This is a genomic window from Marinobacter similis, from assembly GCF_000830985.1.
GTDB classification, from domain to species: Bacteria; Pseudomonadota; Gammaproteobacteria; order Pseudomonadales; family Oleiphilaceae; genus Marinobacter; species Marinobacter similis.
This window is the reverse complement of sequence record NZ_CP007151.1, coordinates 1853614-1873712: the sequence shown is the minus strand read 5'-3', so window position 1 is coordinate 1873712 and position 20099 is coordinate 1853614. Positions and strand designations below refer to the sequence as shown.

Annotated in this window: 13 protein-coding genes and 8 pseudogenes; 11 read left to right on the top strand and 10 right to left on the bottom strand. The window is 60.1% G+C overall.

All coding sequences use genetic code 11. From position 1 onward, the window contains the following. Window positions 1-3 precede the first annotated feature (3 nt). Window positions 4-1256 (bottom strand): annotated as a pseudogene (locus tag AU14_RS08630) (glutamate-5-semialdehyde dehydrogenase). A gap of 141 nt (window positions 1257-1397) precedes the next feature. Here AU14_RS08630 and AU14_RS08625 point away from each other — a divergent pair. The 3 genes and pseudogenes from AU14_RS08625 to AU14_RS23270 all read left to right on the top strand — a co-directional run. Further along, a complete protein-coding gene (locus AU14_RS08625) occupies window positions 1398-2414 on the top strand; it encodes a GGDEF domain-containing protein (protein WP_041340317.1) in 1017 nt (338 codons plus the stop codon). Continuing rightward, a complete protein-coding gene (locus AU14_RS08620; RefSeq protein ID WP_041340315.1) occupies window positions 2411-3409 on the top strand; it encodes a GGDEF domain-containing protein in 999 nt (332 codons plus the stop codon). Before AU14_RS08625 ends, AU14_RS08620 begins: the two co-directional genes overlap by 4 nt. Next, a pseudogene (locus AU14_RS23270) lies at window positions 3406-3834 on the top strand (DedA family protein); the annotation flags it as partial. The gene AU14_RS08620 and the pseudogene AU14_RS23270, both read left to right, overlap by 4 nt. Before the next feature lie 958 nt (window positions 3835-4792). Here the strand turns inward: AU14_RS23270 and AU14_RS08610 are convergent. Next, window positions 4793-5440 (bottom strand): LON peptidase substrate-binding domain-containing protein, encoded by a 648-nt coding sequence (locus tag AU14_RS08610; RefSeq protein ID WP_236744566.1) that lies wholly within the window; start codon window positions 5438-5440, stop codon window positions 4793-4795. Between the two features lie 52 nt (window positions 5441-5492). Beyond that, window positions 5493-6758: an HDOD domain-containing protein gene (locus tag AU14_RS08605; RefSeq protein WP_041340312.1), complete on the bottom strand. Its 1266-nt coding sequence runs from the start codon at window positions 6756-6758 to the stop codon at window positions 5493-5495. Window positions 6759-6931: 173 nt separating this feature from the next. Here AU14_RS08605 and ilvD point away from each other — a divergent pair. Continuing rightward, window positions 6932-8768: pseudogene (gene ilvD / locus AU14_RS08600) on the top strand (dihydroxy-acid dehydratase). 66 nt (window positions 8769-8834) lie between these two features. Here ilvD and AU14_RS08595 read toward each other — a convergent pair. Together AU14_RS08595 and AU14_RS08590 are read right to left on the bottom strand one after the other, a co-directional pair. Further along, window positions 8835-9251: a peptidoglycan-binding domain-containing protein gene (locus AU14_RS08595; protein ID WP_236744565.1), complete on the bottom strand. Its 417-nt coding sequence runs from the start codon at window positions 9249-9251 to the stop codon at window positions 8835-8837. A gap of 131 nt (window positions 9252-9382) precedes the next feature. Next, the gene (locus AU14_RS08590) at window positions 9383-10480 is read right to left on the bottom strand and encodes an AI-2E family transporter (RefSeq protein ID WP_041340310.1); all 1098 of its coding nucleotides are present in this window, start codon (window positions 10478-10480) and stop codon (window positions 9383-9385) included. A gap of 153 nt (window positions 10481-10633) precedes the next feature. Here AU14_RS08590 and AU14_RS08585 point away from each other — a divergent pair. The 3 genes and pseudogenes from AU14_RS08585 to AU14_RS08575 all read left to right on the top strand — a co-directional run bounded on the left by AU14_RS08585 (window position 10634) and on the right by AU14_RS08575 (window position 12365). Continuing rightward, a pseudogene (locus tag AU14_RS08585) lies at window positions 10634-10977 on the top strand (hypothetical protein). An 84-nt stretch (window positions 10978-11061) separates the two neighbouring features. Beyond that, on the top strand, window positions 11062-11316 hold the full coding sequence (locus AU14_RS08580; protein WP_094191187.1) for a hypothetical protein: 255 nt from the start codon (window positions 11062-11064) through the stop codon (window positions 11314-11316). A gap of 150 nt (window positions 11317-11466) precedes the next feature. Continuing rightward, a pseudogene (locus AU14_RS08575) lies at window positions 11467-12365 on the top strand (haloalkane dehalogenase). Window positions 12366-12416: 51 nt separating this feature from the next. On the opposite strand, the gene AU14_RS08570 reads toward AU14_RS08575, so the two are convergent. Continuing rightward, the gene (locus AU14_RS08570) at window positions 12417-13205 is read right to left on the bottom strand and encodes an acyl-CoA thioesterase (protein WP_041340307.1); all 789 of its coding nucleotides are present in this window, start codon (window positions 13203-13205) and stop codon (window positions 12417-12419) included. 194 nt (window positions 13206-13399) lie between these two features. Between AU14_RS08570 and AU14_RS08565 the strand changes: the two genes are divergently transcribed. Then, the gene (locus tag AU14_RS08565) at window positions 13400-14926 is read left to right on the top strand and encodes a DEAD/DEAH box helicase (protein WP_052472002.1); all 1527 of its coding nucleotides are present in this window, start codon (window positions 13400-13402) and stop codon (window positions 14924-14926) included. Here the strand turns inward: AU14_RS08565 and AU14_RS08560 are convergent. From AU14_RS08560 to AU14_RS08545, 4 genes and pseudogenes are all read right to left on the bottom strand, one after another. Further along, window positions 14923-15432 (bottom strand): dihydrofolate reductase, encoded by a 510-nt coding sequence (locus AU14_RS08560; protein ID WP_041340304.1) that lies wholly within the window; start codon window positions 15430-15432, stop codon window positions 14923-14925. The genes AU14_RS08565 and AU14_RS08560 overlap by 4 nt on opposite strands. Window positions 15433-15594: 162 nt before the next feature. Continuing rightward, window positions 15595-16434 (bottom strand): thymidylate synthase, encoded by an 840-nt coding sequence (locus AU14_RS08555; protein ID WP_041340302.1) that lies wholly within the window; start codon window positions 16432-16434, stop codon window positions 15595-15597. After that, window positions 16431-17218, bottom strand: a pseudogene (lgt, locus tag AU14_RS08550) (prolipoprotein diacylglyceryl transferase). Before lgt ends, AU14_RS08555 begins: the two are co-directional and overlap by 4 nt. Before the next feature lie 10 nt (window positions 17219-17228). Next, window positions 17229-18026, bottom strand: a complete 798-nt coding sequence (locus AU14_RS08545) for a sulfite exporter TauE/SafE family protein (RefSeq protein ID WP_041340300.1) — start codon at window positions 18024-18026, stop codon at window positions 17229-17231. A gap of 90 nt (window positions 18027-18116) precedes the next feature. On the opposite strand from AU14_RS08545, the pseudogene AU14_RS08540 reads away from it, so the two are divergent. The 3 genes and pseudogenes from AU14_RS08540 (at window position 18117) to AU14_RS08530 (ending at window position 20092) form a co-directional block, all read left to right on the top strand. Next, a pseudogene (locus AU14_RS08540) lies at window positions 18117-18888 on the top strand (NRDE family protein). Between the two features lie 54 nt (window positions 18889-18942). Continuing rightward, a complete protein-coding gene (locus AU14_RS08535) occupies window positions 18943-19197 on the top strand; it encodes an exodeoxyribonuclease VII small subunit (protein ID WP_041340298.1) in 255 nt (84 codons plus the stop codon). Further along, window positions 19197-20092 (top strand): annotated as a pseudogene (locus AU14_RS08530) (polyprenyl synthetase family protein). The gene AU14_RS08535 and the pseudogene AU14_RS08530 overlap by 1 nt, the downstream one beginning before the upstream one ends. Window positions 20093-20099: the final 7 nt, after the last annotated feature.

Here is a 20099-nt window from a genome sequence, read left to right as displayed (position 1 = left end):
GCATCAGGTCCGGATGTGGCCGTCGCCGAACACCACGTATTTCTGGGAAGTCAGACCCTCAAGCCCCACTGGCCCGCGGGCATGAATCTTGTCGGTGGAAATGCCAATCTCTGCGCCCAGCCCGTACTCGAAGCCGTCAGCGAAGCGTGTGGACGTATTAACCATCACGGAGCTGGAATCCACTTCGGTCAGGAAACGACGCGCCCGGGTGAAGTTTTCGGTGATGATGCTGTCGGTATGCTGGGAGCTGTAGCGGTTGATGTGCTTGATCGCACCATCGAGGCCATCAACCACCCGTACCGCAAGGATTGGCCCAAGGTATTCTGCTTCCCAGTCAGCCTCGACCGCCTCAACGACATCGATGATGCTCCGGGTACGCTCACAGCCGCGCAGCTCTACTTCCTTTTCTGCAAAAGCCGTGGCCAGCAACGGCAGGATATCATCGGCGATCTCGCCATCGACCAGAAGGGTTTCCATGGTATTGCAGGTACCGTAGCGCTGGGTTTTTGCGTTCACCGCAACGTTCAGGGCTTTTTCCGGATCAGCGTGGCTGTCGATATAGACATGGCAAACACCGTCCAGGTGCTTGATTACCGGCACACGGGCGTCACGCTGATGCGTTCGATCAAGCCTTTACCTCCACGGGGCACGATGACATCGACGTACCGGGGCATGGTAATCAGCTCGCCCACCGCCGCACGGTCAGTGGTTTTGACCACCTGCACCGCGGTCTCCGGCAAGCCGGCCTCGGCCAGACCCTGACTCAGACACCGGGCTATAGCCTGGTTGGAATGAATGGCCTCGGAGCCGCCCCGGAGAATGGTCGCATTCCCCGATTTCAGGCACAGGCTGGCAGCCTCTACGGTCACGTTCGGACGGGATTCGTAGATGATGCCAATCACGCCCAAAGGCACCCGCATCTTGCCCACCTGGATTCCGGACGGACGATAGGTCATGTCAGTGATTTCACCGATCGGATCCGGCAAGGAGGCAACCTGTCGAAGCCCCTCGATCATGGTATCGATTCGCTCGGGGGTCAGCTCCAGCCGGTCCAGCATGGCACCGTCGAGACCGTTGCTCCGGCCGTTGTCCAGGTCCTTGGCGTTGGCCTCGGCCAGCTCGGTGCGTGCCGTATCCAGGGCTCGGGCAGTGGCCAGCAGGGCCTGATTGCGCACCGCCGTTGTGGAACGAGCTACCAGCGTCGCGGCTGCGCGAGCCTGCTCGCCGACCTCAGCCATGTAAGCTGCAATATCCATCCGTTTACCTTCGTGTTAACCAGCAGAATTCATTATCAGGGCCTAACTTTACCTTTCCCGTTTCAAGTACGCACCCCAAACAGATATTATAACCCTGCGATATGCCACATACTTAGGGAGTTTCTAAAAAGGACGGATACCATGGCCCAGTTGGCCGAAAACTTTTTGTTGAGCAGACTGTCGCGGGCCGGATTCGTGGTCCTGATTGCCTTTTCGGCGCTCAGCGCAACGCTGGGTGAGCCCTTGACGGCGGCCGCTGCCGCCGCTGCCGCCGGCATCGTGATTTGCGCACAAACCTTTCACAGCAATCGTCAGCAACACCCCTGGCCGAGTGTCCAGCGGTTTTTCTTCGTAGCGCTTTTGTTACTGATGCTGACCAGTTTCTGGACCGGCCCCTGGGCGCTCAGTCACTGGTTTTACGCCCTTCCCCTGCTGGCGTTTGCGCTATTGCCACTGCAACTGGCGATGGGAATCACCCTGGCGATGATGCTGCTTGCCGGCCTGACTATCCCACTCGCTACTGGCCTGGCCGATCGACACCAGATGGTCAGTGCTTTTATGCTGACCACCCTGCTCTCGGGCCTGCTTGTTTTCCTGCGCGAATACAAAAACCGCCAGCTGGCGCCGCTGCGCCGTACCGATGAGCTGACCCAGGCCGCCAGCCGGGAATACCTCTCGGCTGACCTGCACAAGGAAATCCAGCGCAGCGAGCGTGAAGGCACCGATATGTCGATCATCATGATTGGCCTCGACACCCACCTCAGCGACCGCAATCCGGACCAGGATATTCGCTCTATCCTGCCCCGCATCGGGCGCTATCTGCATTCCCAGATCCGCGACTTCGACACCTATTATCGGGTCGCGGACCTGCAGTTCCTGGTCATTCTGCCCGGCATCGCCACCCACGACGCCATCAAGCGTTCGGAGATCATACGCAACGGACTGGGCAAGCTGCTGGAATCCCATGACATGGCATTGACGGTGAGCACCGGCGTTGCCGGCCTGAACATCGGTGACGATGCCGACAGCCTGCAGCAGAGCGCCGCCAACGCCCTGCGCCGTGCCCAGCAACAAGGCGGCAACCGGACCCAGGCCTACAGCGCCTGGAACCAGACCGGGAGCAAGACCCCACCGCCCGCACAAGGACCCACTTCATGACCGAGACCCGCCTGAGAACCTGGACGCATGGAACCGGCTATGTTCTGGCTACGCTCTTCATCCTGGCGCTGGCGATGCAGAATCTCCGTTATGGCTTCTATGAGCTGTTCTACCTCGCCACTGGCATGGCAACGTTGACCCTGGCAGGGGTTGCCTATACCGCAGTGTGCCGTCGTCACCAATTGTCAGCGCCGGGACACCTGATCATTCTGTCCGGCCTGAACAGCGGCCTGCTGGCTGCCATGCTGACACTCGACGGCCCGGGCATTACCCACTGGGCCATGCCACTGCTGATGTTGAACCTGCTGATCCTGCCGCTGCGCCAGGGCATGGCGCTGTCATTCCTTCTGCTAGTGCCCACGTCAGGGGTGGTGCTGTTCCAGCAACCCACCACCGATGCCATCATTGCCATTACCGGCATGGCTATCCTGCTCGCCGCGGCGTCGCTGTATATCTGGCACTACGACCACATGGCCCAATCCGCCGAAGATCTGGCCATTACCGATCCGGTGACCGGGGCCCATAACGCCCGCTTTCTGGATGAAACCCTGCAAAAAGAGATCAGCCGAGCCATCGCCACCGGACATCAGCTGTCGGTTATCGATCTCAGTATCGACTACGCCGACGAAGCGGCGGACCTGCATGGCAAGGCCGGCGTTCAAACGCTGTTCCGCGACATGACCGAGCATCTGTTTGATGTCATCCGGGCCGGCGACACCCTTTACACCCTGAACGATTCGGAATTTTTCCTGATCCTGCCGTACACCCCTGAAGAAGGGGTGCGAGTGATTGCCGAACGAATACGCCGAACCATTGCCGAGCATCAGTGGGCGGTGGTAGGCAAAGCAACGGTCAGCATTGGCTGCACTACGCGAGGTAGCGGAGATACCCGCACCGACAACCTGCGCAAACGGGCTCACGCTGCCATGGAAGAGGCCCGCCGACGCGGTGCTGATTCGGTCTGGTTCAGTGCCGGAGAGACTATCGCAGCATGAGCGGTGATTGGCTCAGGGAGTTATCGGCCTGGTTAAGCCTGAACCCGGGATGGCTGGCCACGGCCCTATTCAGTACCGCCTTTGTCGAGTCTCTGGCGATTGCGGGCATCATCGTGCCTGGAGTGGCGATTCTGTTCGCTATGGCGGCACTGGCCGGGCAAACCGGCATGCCACTGACCGAGGCCCTGATCTGGGCCGGCCTGGGTGCCATTGCAGGCGACACCGTCAGCTTTGCCCTCGGGCGCAAACTCCAGGGCCGGCTCAATGTGGTATGGCCACTCAGCCGCTACCCCATCCTGTTGGCAAAGGGCCAGGCCTTCTTTCGCCAGCACGGCGGCAAGAGCGTGGTCATCGGACGCTTTGTCGGGCCTATTCGCCCCATCATCCCCCTGATTGCCGGCGCTCTGTGGATGCCGTGGCAGCGATTCCTGGCGTTCAATATTGTTTCAGCGGTGGGTTGGGCGCCGGTGTACATTCTTCCCGGCTTTCTGGTGGGCAGTGCGCTGGCCAGCGACCTTCAGCCGCCGGCGTACTTTTATCCAGTGGTGGGCATCAGCCTGGCCACTTTGATAGCGGTGTACCTGGTGTTGATCCAGTTTCAGCTGGGCCTGGGCAAAGGTGGACGGCTGTATCGCTGGCTGGAACGGCGCATGGCCAGATACGACGCCACCCACCGGTTCTGGCGCCTGTACACCAACCACCGCCCGGACCGAGGAGGCGAATTCCCCCTCGCCTCCATCATGCTGGCGCTGGCCGCCTCCGGCCTGTTTCTGCTCTGGGGCCTGCTGGCCACCCAGACCCACGTTCTTGAGCCATTCAATCAGCTGGCACTGGCCTGGTTTGAGCAGCTCCGGCAGCCGCTACTCGATAGCCCGGTGATTATCGCCACCCTGCTGGGTGATCCACCAGTGCTGACCGCCGCAGCGATATTGACCTGCCTGGCACTCGTCTTCCGGGCTACTACGCCGCCGCCATTCATATCGTCATGGCCGCCGCGCTCGCGATCGTCCTGGTCTGGCTGCTTAAGGTTACCCTCGGCGTCGACCGGCCGGACGCCGTGTTCAGCCCGCCATCGTCCGGCGCATTCCCGAGTGGCCACAGCACCGGTATCACCGTGTTTGTCACCTTGCTGGCCAGCTTCGTCGCGGGCGAAAGCCGCAAACGCAGCGCTGGCAGTTCTATGTCCTGTTCTCATTGCCACTGGTACCAGTGGCACTCAGCCGGCTGTACCTGGGAGTTCACTGGTTTACCGATGTGATTGGCGGGATCTTGCTGGGGCTTGCTATCACCGGAGCAGTGCGGGCGAGTTACAGTCGGTACGACCGGGTGCACCTGGCCCCGGATCTGTCGATGGCCCTGGCGGCAAGCGCGTGCTGGTGCTTGCTATCGGCTATGTTGCCCTGGCCTGGCCTGAGGCACAAACGAACCTGCGTCCTGCCTAGAGTCTCTGGTTTCAGCCCTCTTCCAGAGCCTCCAGCAATTCCTGCAGACGCTCAGCCGCTCCAGCGGGTCCTGCAATTCAACCAGACGCTGCTTTTCCTGCTTATCGAGGGGCAACAGCTCGGTCAGGCGCCAGCCAACGTGTCGGGCATCGCCATAGTCCACGTCCATATCCAGATCCCGCACCACCGGGTGCCGGAACAGCGCCCGGAGCACCGACGGCAGTTCGTTAAACCGGTCCGGCACTTCGCTGTCAGCCTCATCGAGCAAAACCTCGACATCGCCGACGTTGAGACCATCCTCCTGCTGCCAACTCCTGACCACGGTGACCTTGGCCGCCCCCTCCACCGTGATGCCCAGCAAACCGTTCTCCAGTTGCTGAAAATCAATGATGCGAACGTAAGTGCCGATGTCATAGAACGACGCGGTCGGGCCAACTTCGGCGCCATCGCGCAGCAGCACGACAACAAAGCCTCGATCTTCTTTCATACACCGGGTCAGCATGTCGATGTAACGCGGCTCAAACAGCTGCAGGGGTATCCGCCCCCGAGGGAGGACAATGGAATTCAGCGGAAAGAGCGGTACATTCATATCAGTACAGGTCACCGAGAGGTGGACTCCAAAGTAAACAGACCCAACAAGGTCATCGAATTGACAGCAACTGTTGCACTTCATCTACCCGGGCACGGGCTTCCGTGAGAAGCTGCAGACTCCTCGACGCATTCAGTTCCAACTCACCCAGCCGACGATAGGCGGGTACCTGATCAAAGCACGGCAGCCCGGCATTCTGCTGGGATCCGATCATCGAGTGCAACTGCGCCACAATGACCACGTCCGTGAGCTGGGGCTCGGCCGACCGGCACTCATAGTCCCAGCTCTCCGCGTGGCGCACAGCCTCGATGAACGGCGTCGGGAAGCCCCAGTTTTCCAGCACCGCCGTGCCAACATCGGCGCGCAGCTCGCTGATGGCATGGTGCAGATTATCCGGGTTGGCAAACAGGCCAGCATGGTGCTCCGCCTGAACCAGAACCGGTACCACACCTATGTCATGCAGCAGGCCCGCCAGCATAGCTTCTTCCGGGTTTAACCGGGTGGCATGATCGGCGAGCACCCAGCACAGCGCCGCCATTTCCCGGGAATGCCGCCACAATCGTTCCATTTCCTGCTGCAGCGCAGGCTGGCGCGTCTTGAACACCTCCCGCATGGAAAACACCGTCACCAGCTGACGGGTGGTGTGCATGCCTAAACGGACGACCGCCTCACGCACGGTTCGAACGTCACTGAAGCCCCTGTAAAGCGGACTGTTGCAGGCCCGCACCAGTTTGACAGCAATGGAGGGATCCGCTGAAACCGCATTGGCCACCAGCTCGGCAGTGGAGTCGTCCCGGTCCACCGCCCGACGCACCTTCCAGGCGACGTCCGGCACACTGGGCAGCTTGATCTGATTTGAACGCAGCTCAGAGTAAAACTCCATCAGCAGCTCGCTCTCGTCATTGCCCCCGCTGACCTCAGTGGCCAGGGATTCGTTCGAGCCCATCCCTTCCGGCTCTACCGGCGCCGAACGCAGCATCTGGTTCAGGATATCCTGCTCGACGATAAGGAATTCGCACAGTTTGACCGCAATCACGTCGTACATCCGTGGCTGCAGTCTGGCGATGGGGTTGAGTGCCGCATCCGACTCTGCCTCTATCTGCGTTTTCCGCCCGTCCACCGACTCCAACTCGACCTTGCCGGTGATCAGGAAGAAATCGAGACCGTCCCTGACGCCCTTCTCAACCACTCTCTGACCCGAGCCGAAGGTGCGGCGCTCAGCGCGACTGGCCAGCAAAACCAGTTGCGCATCGGTAAGCCGATTCAACGGATGGAATTCTCTAAGACGACGAAAAGGCAGGCTGTCCTCGCCGGCCATAGGCAAGCTCCTTGTATCATCCCGATCCAGTGACGATGATTGATTCCTGTTCTTCATTGTAAGCGCCGCCCGCCAAAACAACCATGCGATAGGTGTCTAATCTGGTATCCTTTAACGCTGCACAACGCCAACCAACAACCATCATCCGGTAAACACAGAGAGATCAGAACATCATGCCTCAGTATCGTTCGCGGACTTCCACCGCCGGTCGGAACATGGCCGGTGCCCGCGCCCTCTGGCGCGCCACTGGTATGAAAGACGGAGATTTTGGCAAGCCCATCATTGCGGTTGCCAACTCCTTTACCCAATTCGTACCCGGCCACGTTCATCTGAAAGACCTGGGGCAGCTGGTCTGCCGCGAAATTGAACAGGCCGGTGGTGTCGCCAAGGAATTCAACACCATCGCCGTGGACGACGGTATCGCCATGGGCCACGACGGGCATGCTGTACTCCCTGCCGTCCCGGGAGATCATCGCCGACTCCGTCGAGTACATGGTCAACGCCCACTGCGCCGACGCTCTGGTGTGCATTTCCAACTGCGACAAGATCACTCCGGGCATGCTGATGGCTGCCATGCGCCTGAACATACCGACGATCTTTGTTTCCGGTGGCCCGATGGAAGCCGGCAAAACTAAACTTTCTGAACACAAGCTGGACCTGGTCGATGCCATGGTGATCGCGGCCGACCCGAATGCCGACGACGAAACTGTGGCCGAGTACGAGCGCAGCGCCTGCCCCACCTGCGGCTCCTGCTCTGGCATGTTTACTGCCAACTCCATGAATTGCCTGACCGAGGCCATCGGCCTGGCACTGCCCGGCAATGGCTCCATGCTAGCCACCCACGCCGATCGGGAGCAGCTGTTTCTGAACGCCGGTCGTCAGATTGTGGAGAATGCGCGGCGCTATTACGAGGAAGACGACGCTTCGGTACTGCCCCTGAGCATCGCTTCCATGGCGGCCTTCGAAAATGCCATGGTGATGGACATCGCCATGGGTGGCTCCACCAACACCATACTGCACCTGCTGGCTGCAGCCCAGGAAGGCGGCGTGCCGTTTACCCTGAACGAGATTGACCAGCTGTCCCGCAGGGTGCCGCAGCTGTGCAAGGTGGCTCCAAACTCCCCGAAATACCACATGGAAGATGTCCACCGTGCCGGCGGCATCATGGGCATCCTCGGGGAACTGGAGCGAGGTGGCCTGATCAACACGGACCTGCCCACCGTGCATAGCAAGACTATGAAGGAAGCCCTGGAGACCTGGGATATCATGCGGTCACCACCGGCGAACGTAGTGGAGTTCTACAAGGCCGGACCTGCCGGCATCCCGACCCAGACCGCCTTCAGCCAGAGCACACGCTGGCCAACACTGGACGGCGATCGTGAGACCGGGTGCATCCGGGCCGTCGAACACGCCTACTCCTCCGAGGGTGGCCTGGCGGTGCTTTACGGCAACATCGCCCTGGACGGCTGCGTAGTGAAGACCGCAGGCGTGGACGAGAGCATCTTCGTATTCGAGGGCACGGCACGGGTATTTGAAAGCCAGGATTCTGCCGTGGCCGGCATCCTCAGCGATGAGGTTTTGCCCGGTGAGGTGGTGATCATTCGCTATGAGGGTCCCAAGGGCGGGCCGGGCATGCAGGAAATGCTCTACCCCACCAGCTACCTGAAATCCAAGGGCCTGGGCAAGGACTGCGCGCTGCTGACTGACGGCCGGTTCTCCGGCGGCACATCCGGCCTGTCTATTGGCCACGCGTCTCCGGAAGCGGCCGCCGGCGGCGCCATCGGTCTGCTTGAGACAGGTGATCGCATCCGCATCGACATTCCGAACCGCACCATCAATGTGGAGCTGGACCAGCACGAGCTGGACCGTCGTCGTGAAGCCCGCGATGCCAAAGGCTGGAAGCCTGAACTAGCCCGGGACCGCAAGGTCTCTGCGGCACTGAAAGCCTACGCCCTGCTGGCTACCAGCGCGGACAAGGGCGCGGTCCGGGATCTCAGCAAACTCGACTGAGTTGTCACTGACCCACAAAAAAGCCCGCTCAGGTGCACCTGGCGGGCTTTTTTTATTCTTGCCGGTTTACCAGAGCGACCAGCCGCCTTCCTCATCTTCTTCAATGGCGCCCTCAGTCTTGTCGTCGGTCTCAACTGACGCCGAGGAATTCGAAGCGTCGTCGTTGCTCGCAGACTGGCTGGAACCGTTCGATGCCGCAGCAACCTGCACCGAGATCATGCCCAGGGCCTTCTTGGTCTCTTCATCAAGCGTACCGGTGGCCTGCAGACCGTTATCCTTCTGGAACTCGGTCAGCGCTGCGCGGGTTGAGTCGTCCATCTGGGCACTGACATTCTGGATTTCATAGCCAGCCCCGTAGAGCGCATTTTTAACGGCTACGGTGTTGTTGGCAGAAACCGCGGGAGCCAGCCCGAGCATCATTACGGTGCCGGCAGCGATCGCCAGACGCCCCAGATTGTTGGTCATTTTTTTTGTATTACTCACCTGCATTACTCCTGATCTCATCGATACACTGGTCTTGTTATGTTGAGGTGCCCCTCTGCACGATCTACGAGGCAAACGCTGAAACCTTACCACATTTTCATCTTTGCGCACCCCGGGCGATGCGGCGTACGTCAGGCCGAATCCTCATCCTGACGATTCGGCACCGTAACTGACGACTGCCGATGGGACTCTTCACCAAACTCCCGGATAAAGATGCCCCAAAAGGCCATGAACAGTGCGGCCACCAGCGGCCCCATGACAAACCCATTGACCCCGAACATGACGATGCCACCCAGTGTCGACAGCAGCACCATGTAATCCGGCAGCTTGGTGTCCCGGCCCACCAAGACCGGGCGCAGCAGGTTATCCGCCAGCCCAATCACCACCACACCGAAGATGGTCAGAATGGTCGCCTCCACCATGTCTCCAATCGCGGCCAGGTAAATGGCGGCCGGCACCCAGACCAGCGCTGCGCCCACCGCCGGCAACAAAGAAACGATGGCCATGACCACGCCCCACAACAGCGCGCCCTTGATCCCCAGAACCCAGAAGATCAGACCACCCAGGGCACCCTGGATGATGGCGATCAACAGGTTGCCTTTAACCGTGGCCCGGGTGACCTCGGCAAACTTGGCAAACAACAAACGCTCGCGCTCATCCCCCAGCGGCAGCGCCTTGATCAGCAACTCCACCAATTTGCTGCCGTCCCGCAGCAGGAAAAACGCCAGGTACACCATCAGTGCCAGGCCTAGGAAAAACTGGAAGGTATTCTGGCCGACCCCCAGTGCCTGCTTTGCCAGGAACTGGCTGCCGCCCACGAACAGGCTGACGACCCGGTCCCGAAGTTCTTCAAAACTGATATCGAAAGGCGCGAGAAACGCCTGGATGGCCGGGAACGCCCGGTTAACCTGGTCAACGTACTCACCCGGGCGTATTTCGCCGCTCTGGATTCGCTGGTACAGGCCAACACCCTCGGCGATCAGGGAGGTGACCAACACCAGCACGGGGATCACCACAATCACCATGCAGATGATCAGAGTGATAAAGGCAATGAGATTCGGGCGCTCCCCTAGCTTTCGTACCAACAGCTGCTGCACGGGATGAAAGATGAGCGCGATAGCCACGGCCCAGAAAATAGGGCCAAAAAACGGCTTCATCAGCAACACAAAAGCCAGGGACACGCCCACCAGCATTGCGAGAAAAGTCCGTGTTTCAAGTTTTGCGTACATAGTTCTGGGTATTCCTGACCAAGAAGCGAAGACGGGCCCACGGTGGTATCAGCCGGGGGATGAGCTTAGCCTATCACGGCAACGTGGCCACTGTAGCTTCTTAGGGGTATAGTGGTCGGTTATTGATCAGCTAAACTGAGACAGGTTCTACTGTTGGAATTGGAAACGTTTACGCCGGAAACTGCTCTGGAAGCCGCCGTCGAATTGCGCCGGGTTCTTGCCGCCCGTACCCACCGCCGCAAGGTGATGGGACAGGAGGTGCTAGTGCCAGTCAGTTGGGCGAGGCCTTACAACTGCCGCGTACCATCAACCGGCTGCAAAGCAAACAGCTGCGGCAGCGGGAGCTTGGTCTGGACGATTTTCACGAACTCTGGCCAACCCTGTCGCCGACCACCCGGGAAAAGGTACTCCGGGCCATCGGCTGGTACGATCCGAAGGCGCTTGATTGGGAAGACAAGCGCTCCAACCGTCGACCGGTGGTCGATCCGGACAACTGAGGCGTAACACTAAGTCTTAACAAGGGACCTAATCTTTAAATTGTCACACTCCGTCCCTAGGTTGGATGTATCAGGAGGATAAATATGACTATGAATGATCATCAAATCTACACCGCCCACCTGGCCGAGGGCAGCGCCGTACCCACCCTACTCTGCGGCCACTGCCGTTCGATTCTGTCCCGGGCCCGGATCTTCCGGAATGAGGGCGACAATCATCAGGACGCCGAATGCCAGACCATCGGACTCTGTTCTGCCGACGACTGCGGCGCGGTGAACTGCTGCGATGCGGCCATGGCCCACATTGACAACCCGGAACAGCTGTTCGGCATCGCGTCCTGATTCAAAGCGGCAACGCTCTGTTACGCAACTCAAACACACAAATTTTCCATCTGATTTATCCTGATCTTCGACGATTGTCTGAATCGGCCCGTCTTTCGGGACCGGCAGTCTCCGGCAATCACCACCCCATCAGTCAGGACAGTCGATGGTATGCGTATTCTGAGAACCGATGAAGCCCGCTTCGCAGGTCTTCCGGATTACCCGTTCGCTCCACATTACCTGGAAGTAGCACCTAATCTGAGGATGCACTATGTGGACGAGGGGCCGAAGACGGCTTCACCGGTGCTGATGCTGCATGGAGAACCATCCTGGTCTTACCTATACCGGCACATGATTCCGCTGGTTGCCAACGCCGGACACCGGGTTCTTGCCCCGGATCTGGTTGGTTTTGGCAAGTCTGACAAGCCGGCGGAGGTTGAGGACTACAGCTACGACCGCCACATGGCATGGCTGAGCGCCTGGCTGGAAGAATTGGACCTGCGTAATGTCACGCTGGTGTGTCAGAACTGGGGCTCACTGCTGGGACTGAGACTGGCCGCCGAGCACTCGCACCGCTTCAGCCGGATCATTGTTGGCAATGGCATGCTGCCCACGGGCGAGGAAACGGTACCGACGGTGTTTTCACTTTGGAAGGCCTTCGCTGGCCACAGCCCCTGGTTTCCCATCGGCCGCATTGTTCAGCTGGGCACCGAGCGCACACTGACCAAGGCCGAACTGGCCGCCTACGAGGCACCCTTCCCGTCAGCGGACTACAAGGCCGGTGCCCGAGCCTTCCCCCGACTGGTTCCGCTATCCAGCGACGATCCTTCCGGAGCGGCGAACAGAGACGCCTGGCGGGTGCTGGAGAAATGGCGCAAGCCTTCATCACCTGTTTCAGCAGTGGCGACCCGATCACCCGCGGCGGCGACCGCCATATGCAGCGCCGGATTCCCGGTGCCCACGGTCAGCCCCACATTACGCTGCGGGGCGGTCATTTCCTGCAGGAAGATTCGCCGGACGATTTCGCGCGCATTGTAATCGACGCGATGAAAGCAGAAATGGCGGCCTGAGCCGCCATTTCCTTCGATCTCCCACCCTCGCTCCAGCTCTCGACAACCCCGTTAGCCAAAGACCGTCACGGTCTGGCGACTGAGGGCCACCAGCTCGCCACTGGCGGTCCAGATACCGGCCTGGGTGTGGCCATAACCGGCGCCGGCCTGGTCGATACTGGCCTTGTAGAGCAGCCAGTCACCGGGCTCCAGAGCCGGACGCGGGTGCACAATGTCCAGGGCCCAGCTCAGGGAGCTGGCCGGTGCCGGACCACTCAGGTGCGGCAGGACCGCCGGCGGCCACGCGTCAATCAGGGCAACAATGTGAGCGTCGGAAAAGCTCTCCGGAGTTTCCCGGAACTGCATCCAACCACCCATCTCACGGCCGCCTTTACCACTGAAAGGCATGTGACCAAACGCCCACCGCATCTCGATGTGCTGGGTGAAATCTGGAGTGACGCCCGGAATGTAGGGCAATGCCTGGCACTGCTCGACCGGTTCGCACCCGGGTGCTGGCAGTGCATCTACCTGCACTGCGGATTGGCGGTCGCCACCAAAGCTGGCGAGACAGACCAGGCGCGGCTCGCCACCCTGTAAGATGCGGCCCTGCACCTGACTGACGGCCTTGCCCTCGCGCAGAATCTCGGCTTCGAAGGTGGCCCCAACGCCCGGCTCCACCGGACCGACGAATGACACCTGCAACGACCGCATCGGCCGCCCGGCACTGACCAGATGCTCCATGCGGTCAAACATGAGTGCCGCCACCAGGCCACCAAAGCTTGCCCGGCCCTGCCCCCAACTGGGGGGAATGACAAGTTCCTCATCGGCTCGTACCGCAGACAACAGCTGATCAAAGGTCATATTGAATTCCTGTTAGCAACCTATCGGGAAAAAGGAGACTGCCGTATCTACGCTGCCAACGCAATAATGGCGCACCGGCAACTACCTACAGGGTTCACGGGAATATGCGTATTAAAGAAGCGCCAAAGCAGCTATAATGCGGTCACATCATGCATTGCCTGCAATGCCTTACCTCCCGAATTCCGAGTGAATCAATGTCAGAATTGTCCTTTGCCGAACTGGGTCTGGACCCGGCCGTACTTGAAGCCGTGACCGCCGTTGGCTATGAAAAACCGTCGCCCATTCAGGCGCAGTCCATCCCCGCCCTACTCGCCGGAAACCATCTACTGGGTGTTGCCCAGACTGGTACCGGTAAAACTGCGGCTTTTGCCCTGCCGCTGCTGAGTCGAATCGACGCGTCCGTTACCGAGCCCCAGATTCTGGTGCTGGCACCAACGCGGGAGCTGGCCATTCAGGTGGCTGAAGCTTTTACTACCTATGCCAGCAAGTTCCGCCAGTTCCACGTTCTGCCAATTTACGGTGGCCAGGACTTTTATCCTCAGATCAAAGGCCTGCGTCGCGGCGCCCAGGTCATTGTCGGCACTCCCGGCCGGATGCTGGATCACCTGCGCAAGGGCACCCTGAAACTGGACAGCCTGAAGGCCCTGGTTCTGGACGAAGCCGACGAAATGCTGCGCATGGGTTTCATTGACGACGTTGAGGCAATCCTCGCCAAAACGCCGGATAACTGTCAGCGCGCCTTGTTCTCGGCCACCATGCCGCCGCAGATCAAGAAGGTTGCCCAGACTTACCTACGCAACGCCACGGAAGTGAAGATCGAAAGCGAAACCCGCACCGTCGAGCGCATTTCCCAGTTCGTTCTGCCGGTTTACGCCGAGCGTAAACTGGATGCCCTGACCCGCATCCTGGAAGTTGAGCCGATCGATGCCGCCATCATCTTCGTGCGCACCAAGGCTGAGACCACTATGCTGGCCGAGAAGCTGTCAGCGCGGGGCCATGCCGTGGCCCCCCTGAGTGGCGACCTGAACCAGCGCCAGCGTGAGCAGACCGTTGAAGATCTCAAGCGCGGCAAGAAAGACATCATTATCGCCACCGATGTGGCAGCCCGTGGTCTGGACGTGTCCCGAATCACCCACGTCATCAACTACGATGTGCCCTACGATACCGAAGCGTACATCCATCGGGTTGGCCGTACTGGTCGTGCCGGTCGTACCGGTAAGGCGATTCTGCTGGTCACTCCGCGCGAGCGCAGCTGGCTGAAGACTCTGGAGCGCGCCACCAACTCGCCGATGGAAGCTTACGAGCTGCCCTCGCCGACCGATCTCAAGAAGATGCGCGAGCAGCAGTTTGAGAGTCAGTTGCTAGGCTTTGCCGAAGACAAGAAGCTGGCCAAGGCGATGTCTCTGCTGGATGAGATTGCCGAGCGCAACGAGATGGATATGGCCATGGTGGCTGGTGCACTGGCATGCTGGATGGAAGCCGCTCAGCCGGGTTCTCTGCCGCTGGAGCAACCAGAAGCGCTGCCGGTAGTCTCCGCCACTCCGCCCCGTCGTGACCGCAAGGGTGGTCGTCCAGGTGGCTTCAAGAACGGCCCGAAAGGCGGCTTCAAGAAGGGTGGCCCGAAAGGCCGCGGTGGTCCTGGCGGCGGCCCCGGCGGTCGTGGCAAGCCTCCCGGAAAGGGCGGCAAGCCCGCAGGCAAGCGCCCGCCTCGCCAGGCTTAAGCCTGGCGCTGATAGACTACGAAGCTGTAGTCGTAAGGGTTGTTATCGGACGCGGAGAAATCCTCCCGTCCGATTTCTTCCCACCTATCCCAGTTCACTTCAGGAAAGAATGCGTCCCCTTCCACCTCTGCGTGCACCTGGGTAACGTACATTCGATCCACCATCGGTAGCGCCTCGGTATAGATCTGGCCACCGCCGATGATCATCACTTCCTCACCACCTTCCAGTTCTGCCTGTGCCTCAGCTTTGACGAGGGCATCTTGCAATGACGTTGACGCCACTGTCCCAGCAGGGGCTTCCCAGTCCGGGTTGCGGGAGATCACCACGTTCATGCGGCCCTGCAAAGGGCGACCAATGGAATCCCAGGTCTTACGGCCCATGATGATGGGCTTACCCATTGTTGCCTGCTTGAAGTAGCGCAGGTCACCGGGCAGGTACCAGGGAAGATTGTTGTTTCGGCCGATGACCCGGTTGCGGGACATGGCTACGATGAGGGCTTTCCTCATTTCAGGTCCTCTTTGTTGGTGTTAGCAAGGGCTGGGCCGAGCTTTTCAAAACCCGCTCGAGCACATCCATGTGACGCTTGAGCTCCGCCATCCATGGCTCCGCACAGTTTTGAAAAGCTCGCCCCAGCCTCGCGATCAGACTTTGAGGCAGCCGTCTGCCGTTTAAATTGCGATCGGCGCCTTGATCACCGGGTACGGCTCGTAACCTTCAAACTCGAAATCTTCCAGCTCGTACTCAAAGATCGAAGCCGGCTTGCGCTTAATGACCAGTTTTGGCAACCCGCGCGGCTCCCGCTTGAGCTGTTCGAATACGATGTCGTCGGTCAGGTGGTTCTGGTACAGGTGGCAATCGCCGAAGGTGTGCACGAACTCACCCACGTCCAGATCGCATTGCTGGGCAATCATGTGGGTCAGCAAGGCGTAGGAGGCGATGTTGAACGGCACCCCGAGGAACAGGTCGGCACTGCGCTGGTAGAGCTGGCAGGAGAGCTTGCCGTCGGCCACATAGAACTGGAACAGGCAGTGGCAAGGTGCCAGTGCCATACGGCCTTCGCGCACGTTATCCTGGGGGCCAATGGACTCGTCCGGCAGTTCAGCCGGATTCCAGGCCGAGACAATCAGGCGGCGGGAGTTGGGCTTGGTTTTGATCTGCTCGATAACCTCGCTGATCTGGTCCACTACCCGGCCGTCCGGGCACTGCCAGCTGCGCCATTGTTTGCCATAGATTGGCCCGAGATCGCCGTCTTCCAGCGCCCACTCGTTCCAGATCGAGACCTTGCGCTCTTTCAGCCAGTTATTGTCGGTTGAGCCGTTCAGGAACCAGAGCAGCTCGTAAATGATGCTGCGCAGATGAACCTTCTTGGTAGTCACCAAGGGGAAACCATCCTGCAGATTGAAGCGCAGCTGACGGCCAAACACGGAGCGGGTACCGACGCCGGTTCGGTCCCCCTTGTTAAATCCGTTATCCACGACGTCCTGCATCAGGTCGAGATAGGCTTTCATTCTGCAGTTCTCCGATAAGCAATAAACATGAGTACGGCGCCGGCCAGGATCATCGGTGTAGACAACACCTGCCCCATGGTCAGCCAGTCAAAGGCCAGGTAACCCAACTGTGGGTCCGGCTCGCGCACGAACTCAACCAGGAACCGGAAGATCCCATAGAAGATCAGAAACATGCCGGATACCGCCATTCTCGGCCGGGGGTTCGCGGAGAACCACCAGAGGATGACGAACAACGCTACACCTTCGAGGGCAAACTGGTACAGCTGGGACGGGTGTCGAGCCAGGCTGTCCGGAGCAGTGCGAAACACCATTCCCCAGGACACGTCGGTCGCTTGCCCCAGAGCTCGCCATTGATGAAGTTACCGATACGCCCGGCACCGAGGCCGACCGGTACCAGAGGAGCCACAAAATCGGCGATTTTCCAGAAACCGGCACCGACCTTGCGGCCATACCACCACATAGCCAGCATCACGCCCAGCAGGCCTCCGTGGAAGGACATGCCCCCTTCCCAGACTCGCAGCAGCCACAGTGGGTCCGCCAGAAAGACGTCGAAGTTGTAAAAGATCACGTAGCCGAAGCGGCCACCCAAAATCACGCCCAGTGCCAGGTAGAACAGCAGGTCGCCCATCTGCTCTTCGTTGATCGGCGACCAGGGCTTGCGAGTACGCAAACGGCCCAGCCACCAACCCGCTAAAAAGCCAACCAGATAGGTCAGGCCGTACCAGTGAATCTTAAACGGCCCAATGGCGATGGCCACCGGGTCTATTTGGGGATGCTGCAGCATCGACTACCTCTCAGCTCAGAAGAAAACGGAGTCCCAAAACCAGCAGGACCACGGCGAAGATTCGCTTCAGCACCGCACCATCAAGCCGGTGTGCCAGCGCCGCACCGAAGCGGGCGAAAAATACACTGGTCAGGACGATGCCGAACAGTGCCGGCAAATATACAAAGCCCAAACTGTACTCGGGCAGACTCGGCTGACCCCAGCCGGTCCACACGTTACCCAAGGCACCGGCGACGGCGATGGGCAATCCGCAGGCCGCCGATGTTCCCACCGCCTGCTGCATCCGCACATTGCACCAGCTCAGGTACGGCACGGTCAGGGTGCCACCACCAATGCCAAAAATGGCAGAGACCCAACCAACGACTCCGCCGGAAGCGGCCAGTCCGGGGTGACCTGGGATATCCCGTCCGGGTTTCGGATTGGCTCCAATCAGCATTTTGATCGCAACGGCAATGACGAACACGCCAATAACCAACTCCAACGCCTGCCCGCTGAGTAGTGACGCCGACCAGGCACCCAAGACCGCACCAATCACAATACCCACCGCCATCGGCCGGAATATCTCCCAGCGCACGGCGCCCCGTTGATTGTGCGAACGAATTGAACTCAGGGAGGTGAACACGATGGTCGCCAGCGACGTGCCAACTGCGAGGTGGGCCGCCACCTCGGAACTGACGCCCTGAAGGCCAAAACTGAAGATCAGTACCGGGACAATAACCAGCCCGCCGCCAATACCGAAAAGACCGGCCAAAGTTCCAGCCAGAGCACCCAGCGCAAGGTAGGACGCAAAAACGTAAAACAGGGCCATCGCCTTGCCCACACCCCCAAGAAAATAAGGCTGGTATGATACACACCACAACTTGCAACTTCATTAACTCCCGGAGCGCCGCGTAACGCCATGTGCCTGATTGCTTTCACCCTTGGCCAGCATCCTGACTTCCCTCTCGTAGTGGCCGCTAACCGGGATGAATTTTTCCGCCGGCCGACGGCGGCCATGGACTGGTGGACGACGGAACAGGGCACCGAGATCCTGGCCGGCCGTGATCTGCAATCTGGCGGAACCTGGCTTGCGGTGGACGGGAACGGCCGCGTCAGTGCCGTGACCAATGTCCGCGAGGGCTCCCCCGAAACCGGCCAGAACAGCCGTGGCGAGCTGCCGATCCGCGCCCTGGCCGAACCCACCTCGGCCCTTGCAAGCTCGCTGTCGAGCCGAACCGAACAGTATGCCGGTTTCAATCTGGTGCAACTGAATGCGGAATCTGGATGGTATTACAGCAACCGGGATGCCCACCCCGGCCGACGGGTGCATCGCGGCGCCTACGGGCTCAGCAACCATCTGCTGCAAACGCTTGGCCGAAGTTGCTGCGTCTCCGCCAGAATGTCGCCGATGTGGTGGCCTCGTCTGGTGGCGACGCTGACCAATTGCACCAGGCGTTGATTTCCCTGCTCCAGGACTCCACGCCGGCACCGGATAACCTACTGCCCGACACCGGCGTTGGCCTGGACACCGAGCGCTTCCTGTCATCACCGTTCATTGTCGGCGACGCTACGGAACCCGTGCCACCACCGTTGTAAGCGTGTCTCACCATGGCCAGGTCACAGTCAGTGAACAGGGCTGGGGTCCCAATGCGCAAGCGCTTGAATATCGCCGTTTCCAGTGGCAGCGATAGCCCGCAAGCTCTGGTATAATCCGCCAAATTCTGACACCCGATCGGAGGGCCCTGATGGCCACTGAACAAGGCGCCACATCCATTGCAGACTTCGAGAAATCCCTTGATGAACTGGAGAAGCTGGTTCGGGACCTCGAGCAGGGCGAACTTTCTCTTGAGCAGTCGCTGACCGCATTCGAACGGGGCGTCAAGCTGACCCGGGAATGCCAACAAGCCCTGAAGAGTGCCGAGCAACGTGTGGAACAGCTGGTCCAGAACAGCGACGGCACCCTGGAAACCCGACCGTTCAAGCCGGACGATGCCAACTGATGACTGATCAGAACAAACTGGCCATGGATTTCCTGGAGACCTGTCGAGTTCGCGTGGACGCGGAGCTGGATCGATGCATCGAACGAAGCGCAGCCTCCGAGCGGCTACAGGAAGCCATGCGCTACAGCGTCCTCGGCGGTGGCAAGCGCATCCGCCCGGCGCTGTGCCTGGCCGCAGCCAAAGCGGTTGGACAAGCCGGCGACCAGGGCCTGACGCCTGCCTGTTCGGTGGAACTGATTCACGCCTACTCCCTGATTCACGACGATCTGCCGGCCATGGACGATGACGAGTTGCGCCGGGGCCGCCCCACCACGCACATTGCATTTGACGAGGCGACCGCCATTCTGGCCGGCGATGCCTTGCAAACACTGGCCTTTGGTTTGCTGGCCAATAACAGTGAAGGCAGTGCCGAGGCACGGCTGGCGATGATCCAGGAGCTGGCACGCGCCAGCGGCTGTCTGGGCATGGTTGGTGGCCAGGCCATCGATCTTGAGTCAGTAGGCAAGACGCTGTCTTTGAGCCAGCTCGAAACCATGCATCGGCACAAGACCGGCGCCTGATTGAGGCCAGCGTACGGCTCGGCGCCTTGACCGCGCCATCGGTGTCAGAAGGGGCTTTGACGAACCTGACTGCCTATGCCCGCGCCCTGGGCCTGGCGTTCCAGGTTCAGGACGATCTTCTGGATATCGAAGGTGCCACCGAGGTGATCGGCAAACCCCAGGGCTCAGACGCCGCCCGCGCCAAGCCGACATATCCGGCCCTGCTGGGCGTGGCCGGTGCCCGGGAGCATCTGGCTGCGTTACTTTCCGGTGCGCTCGAGAGTCTCCGGGCCTTTGGCCCCGAGGCAGACCCGTTGCGGGCAATGGCGGATTACGTGGTGGCACGAACCCATTGAACCCCTG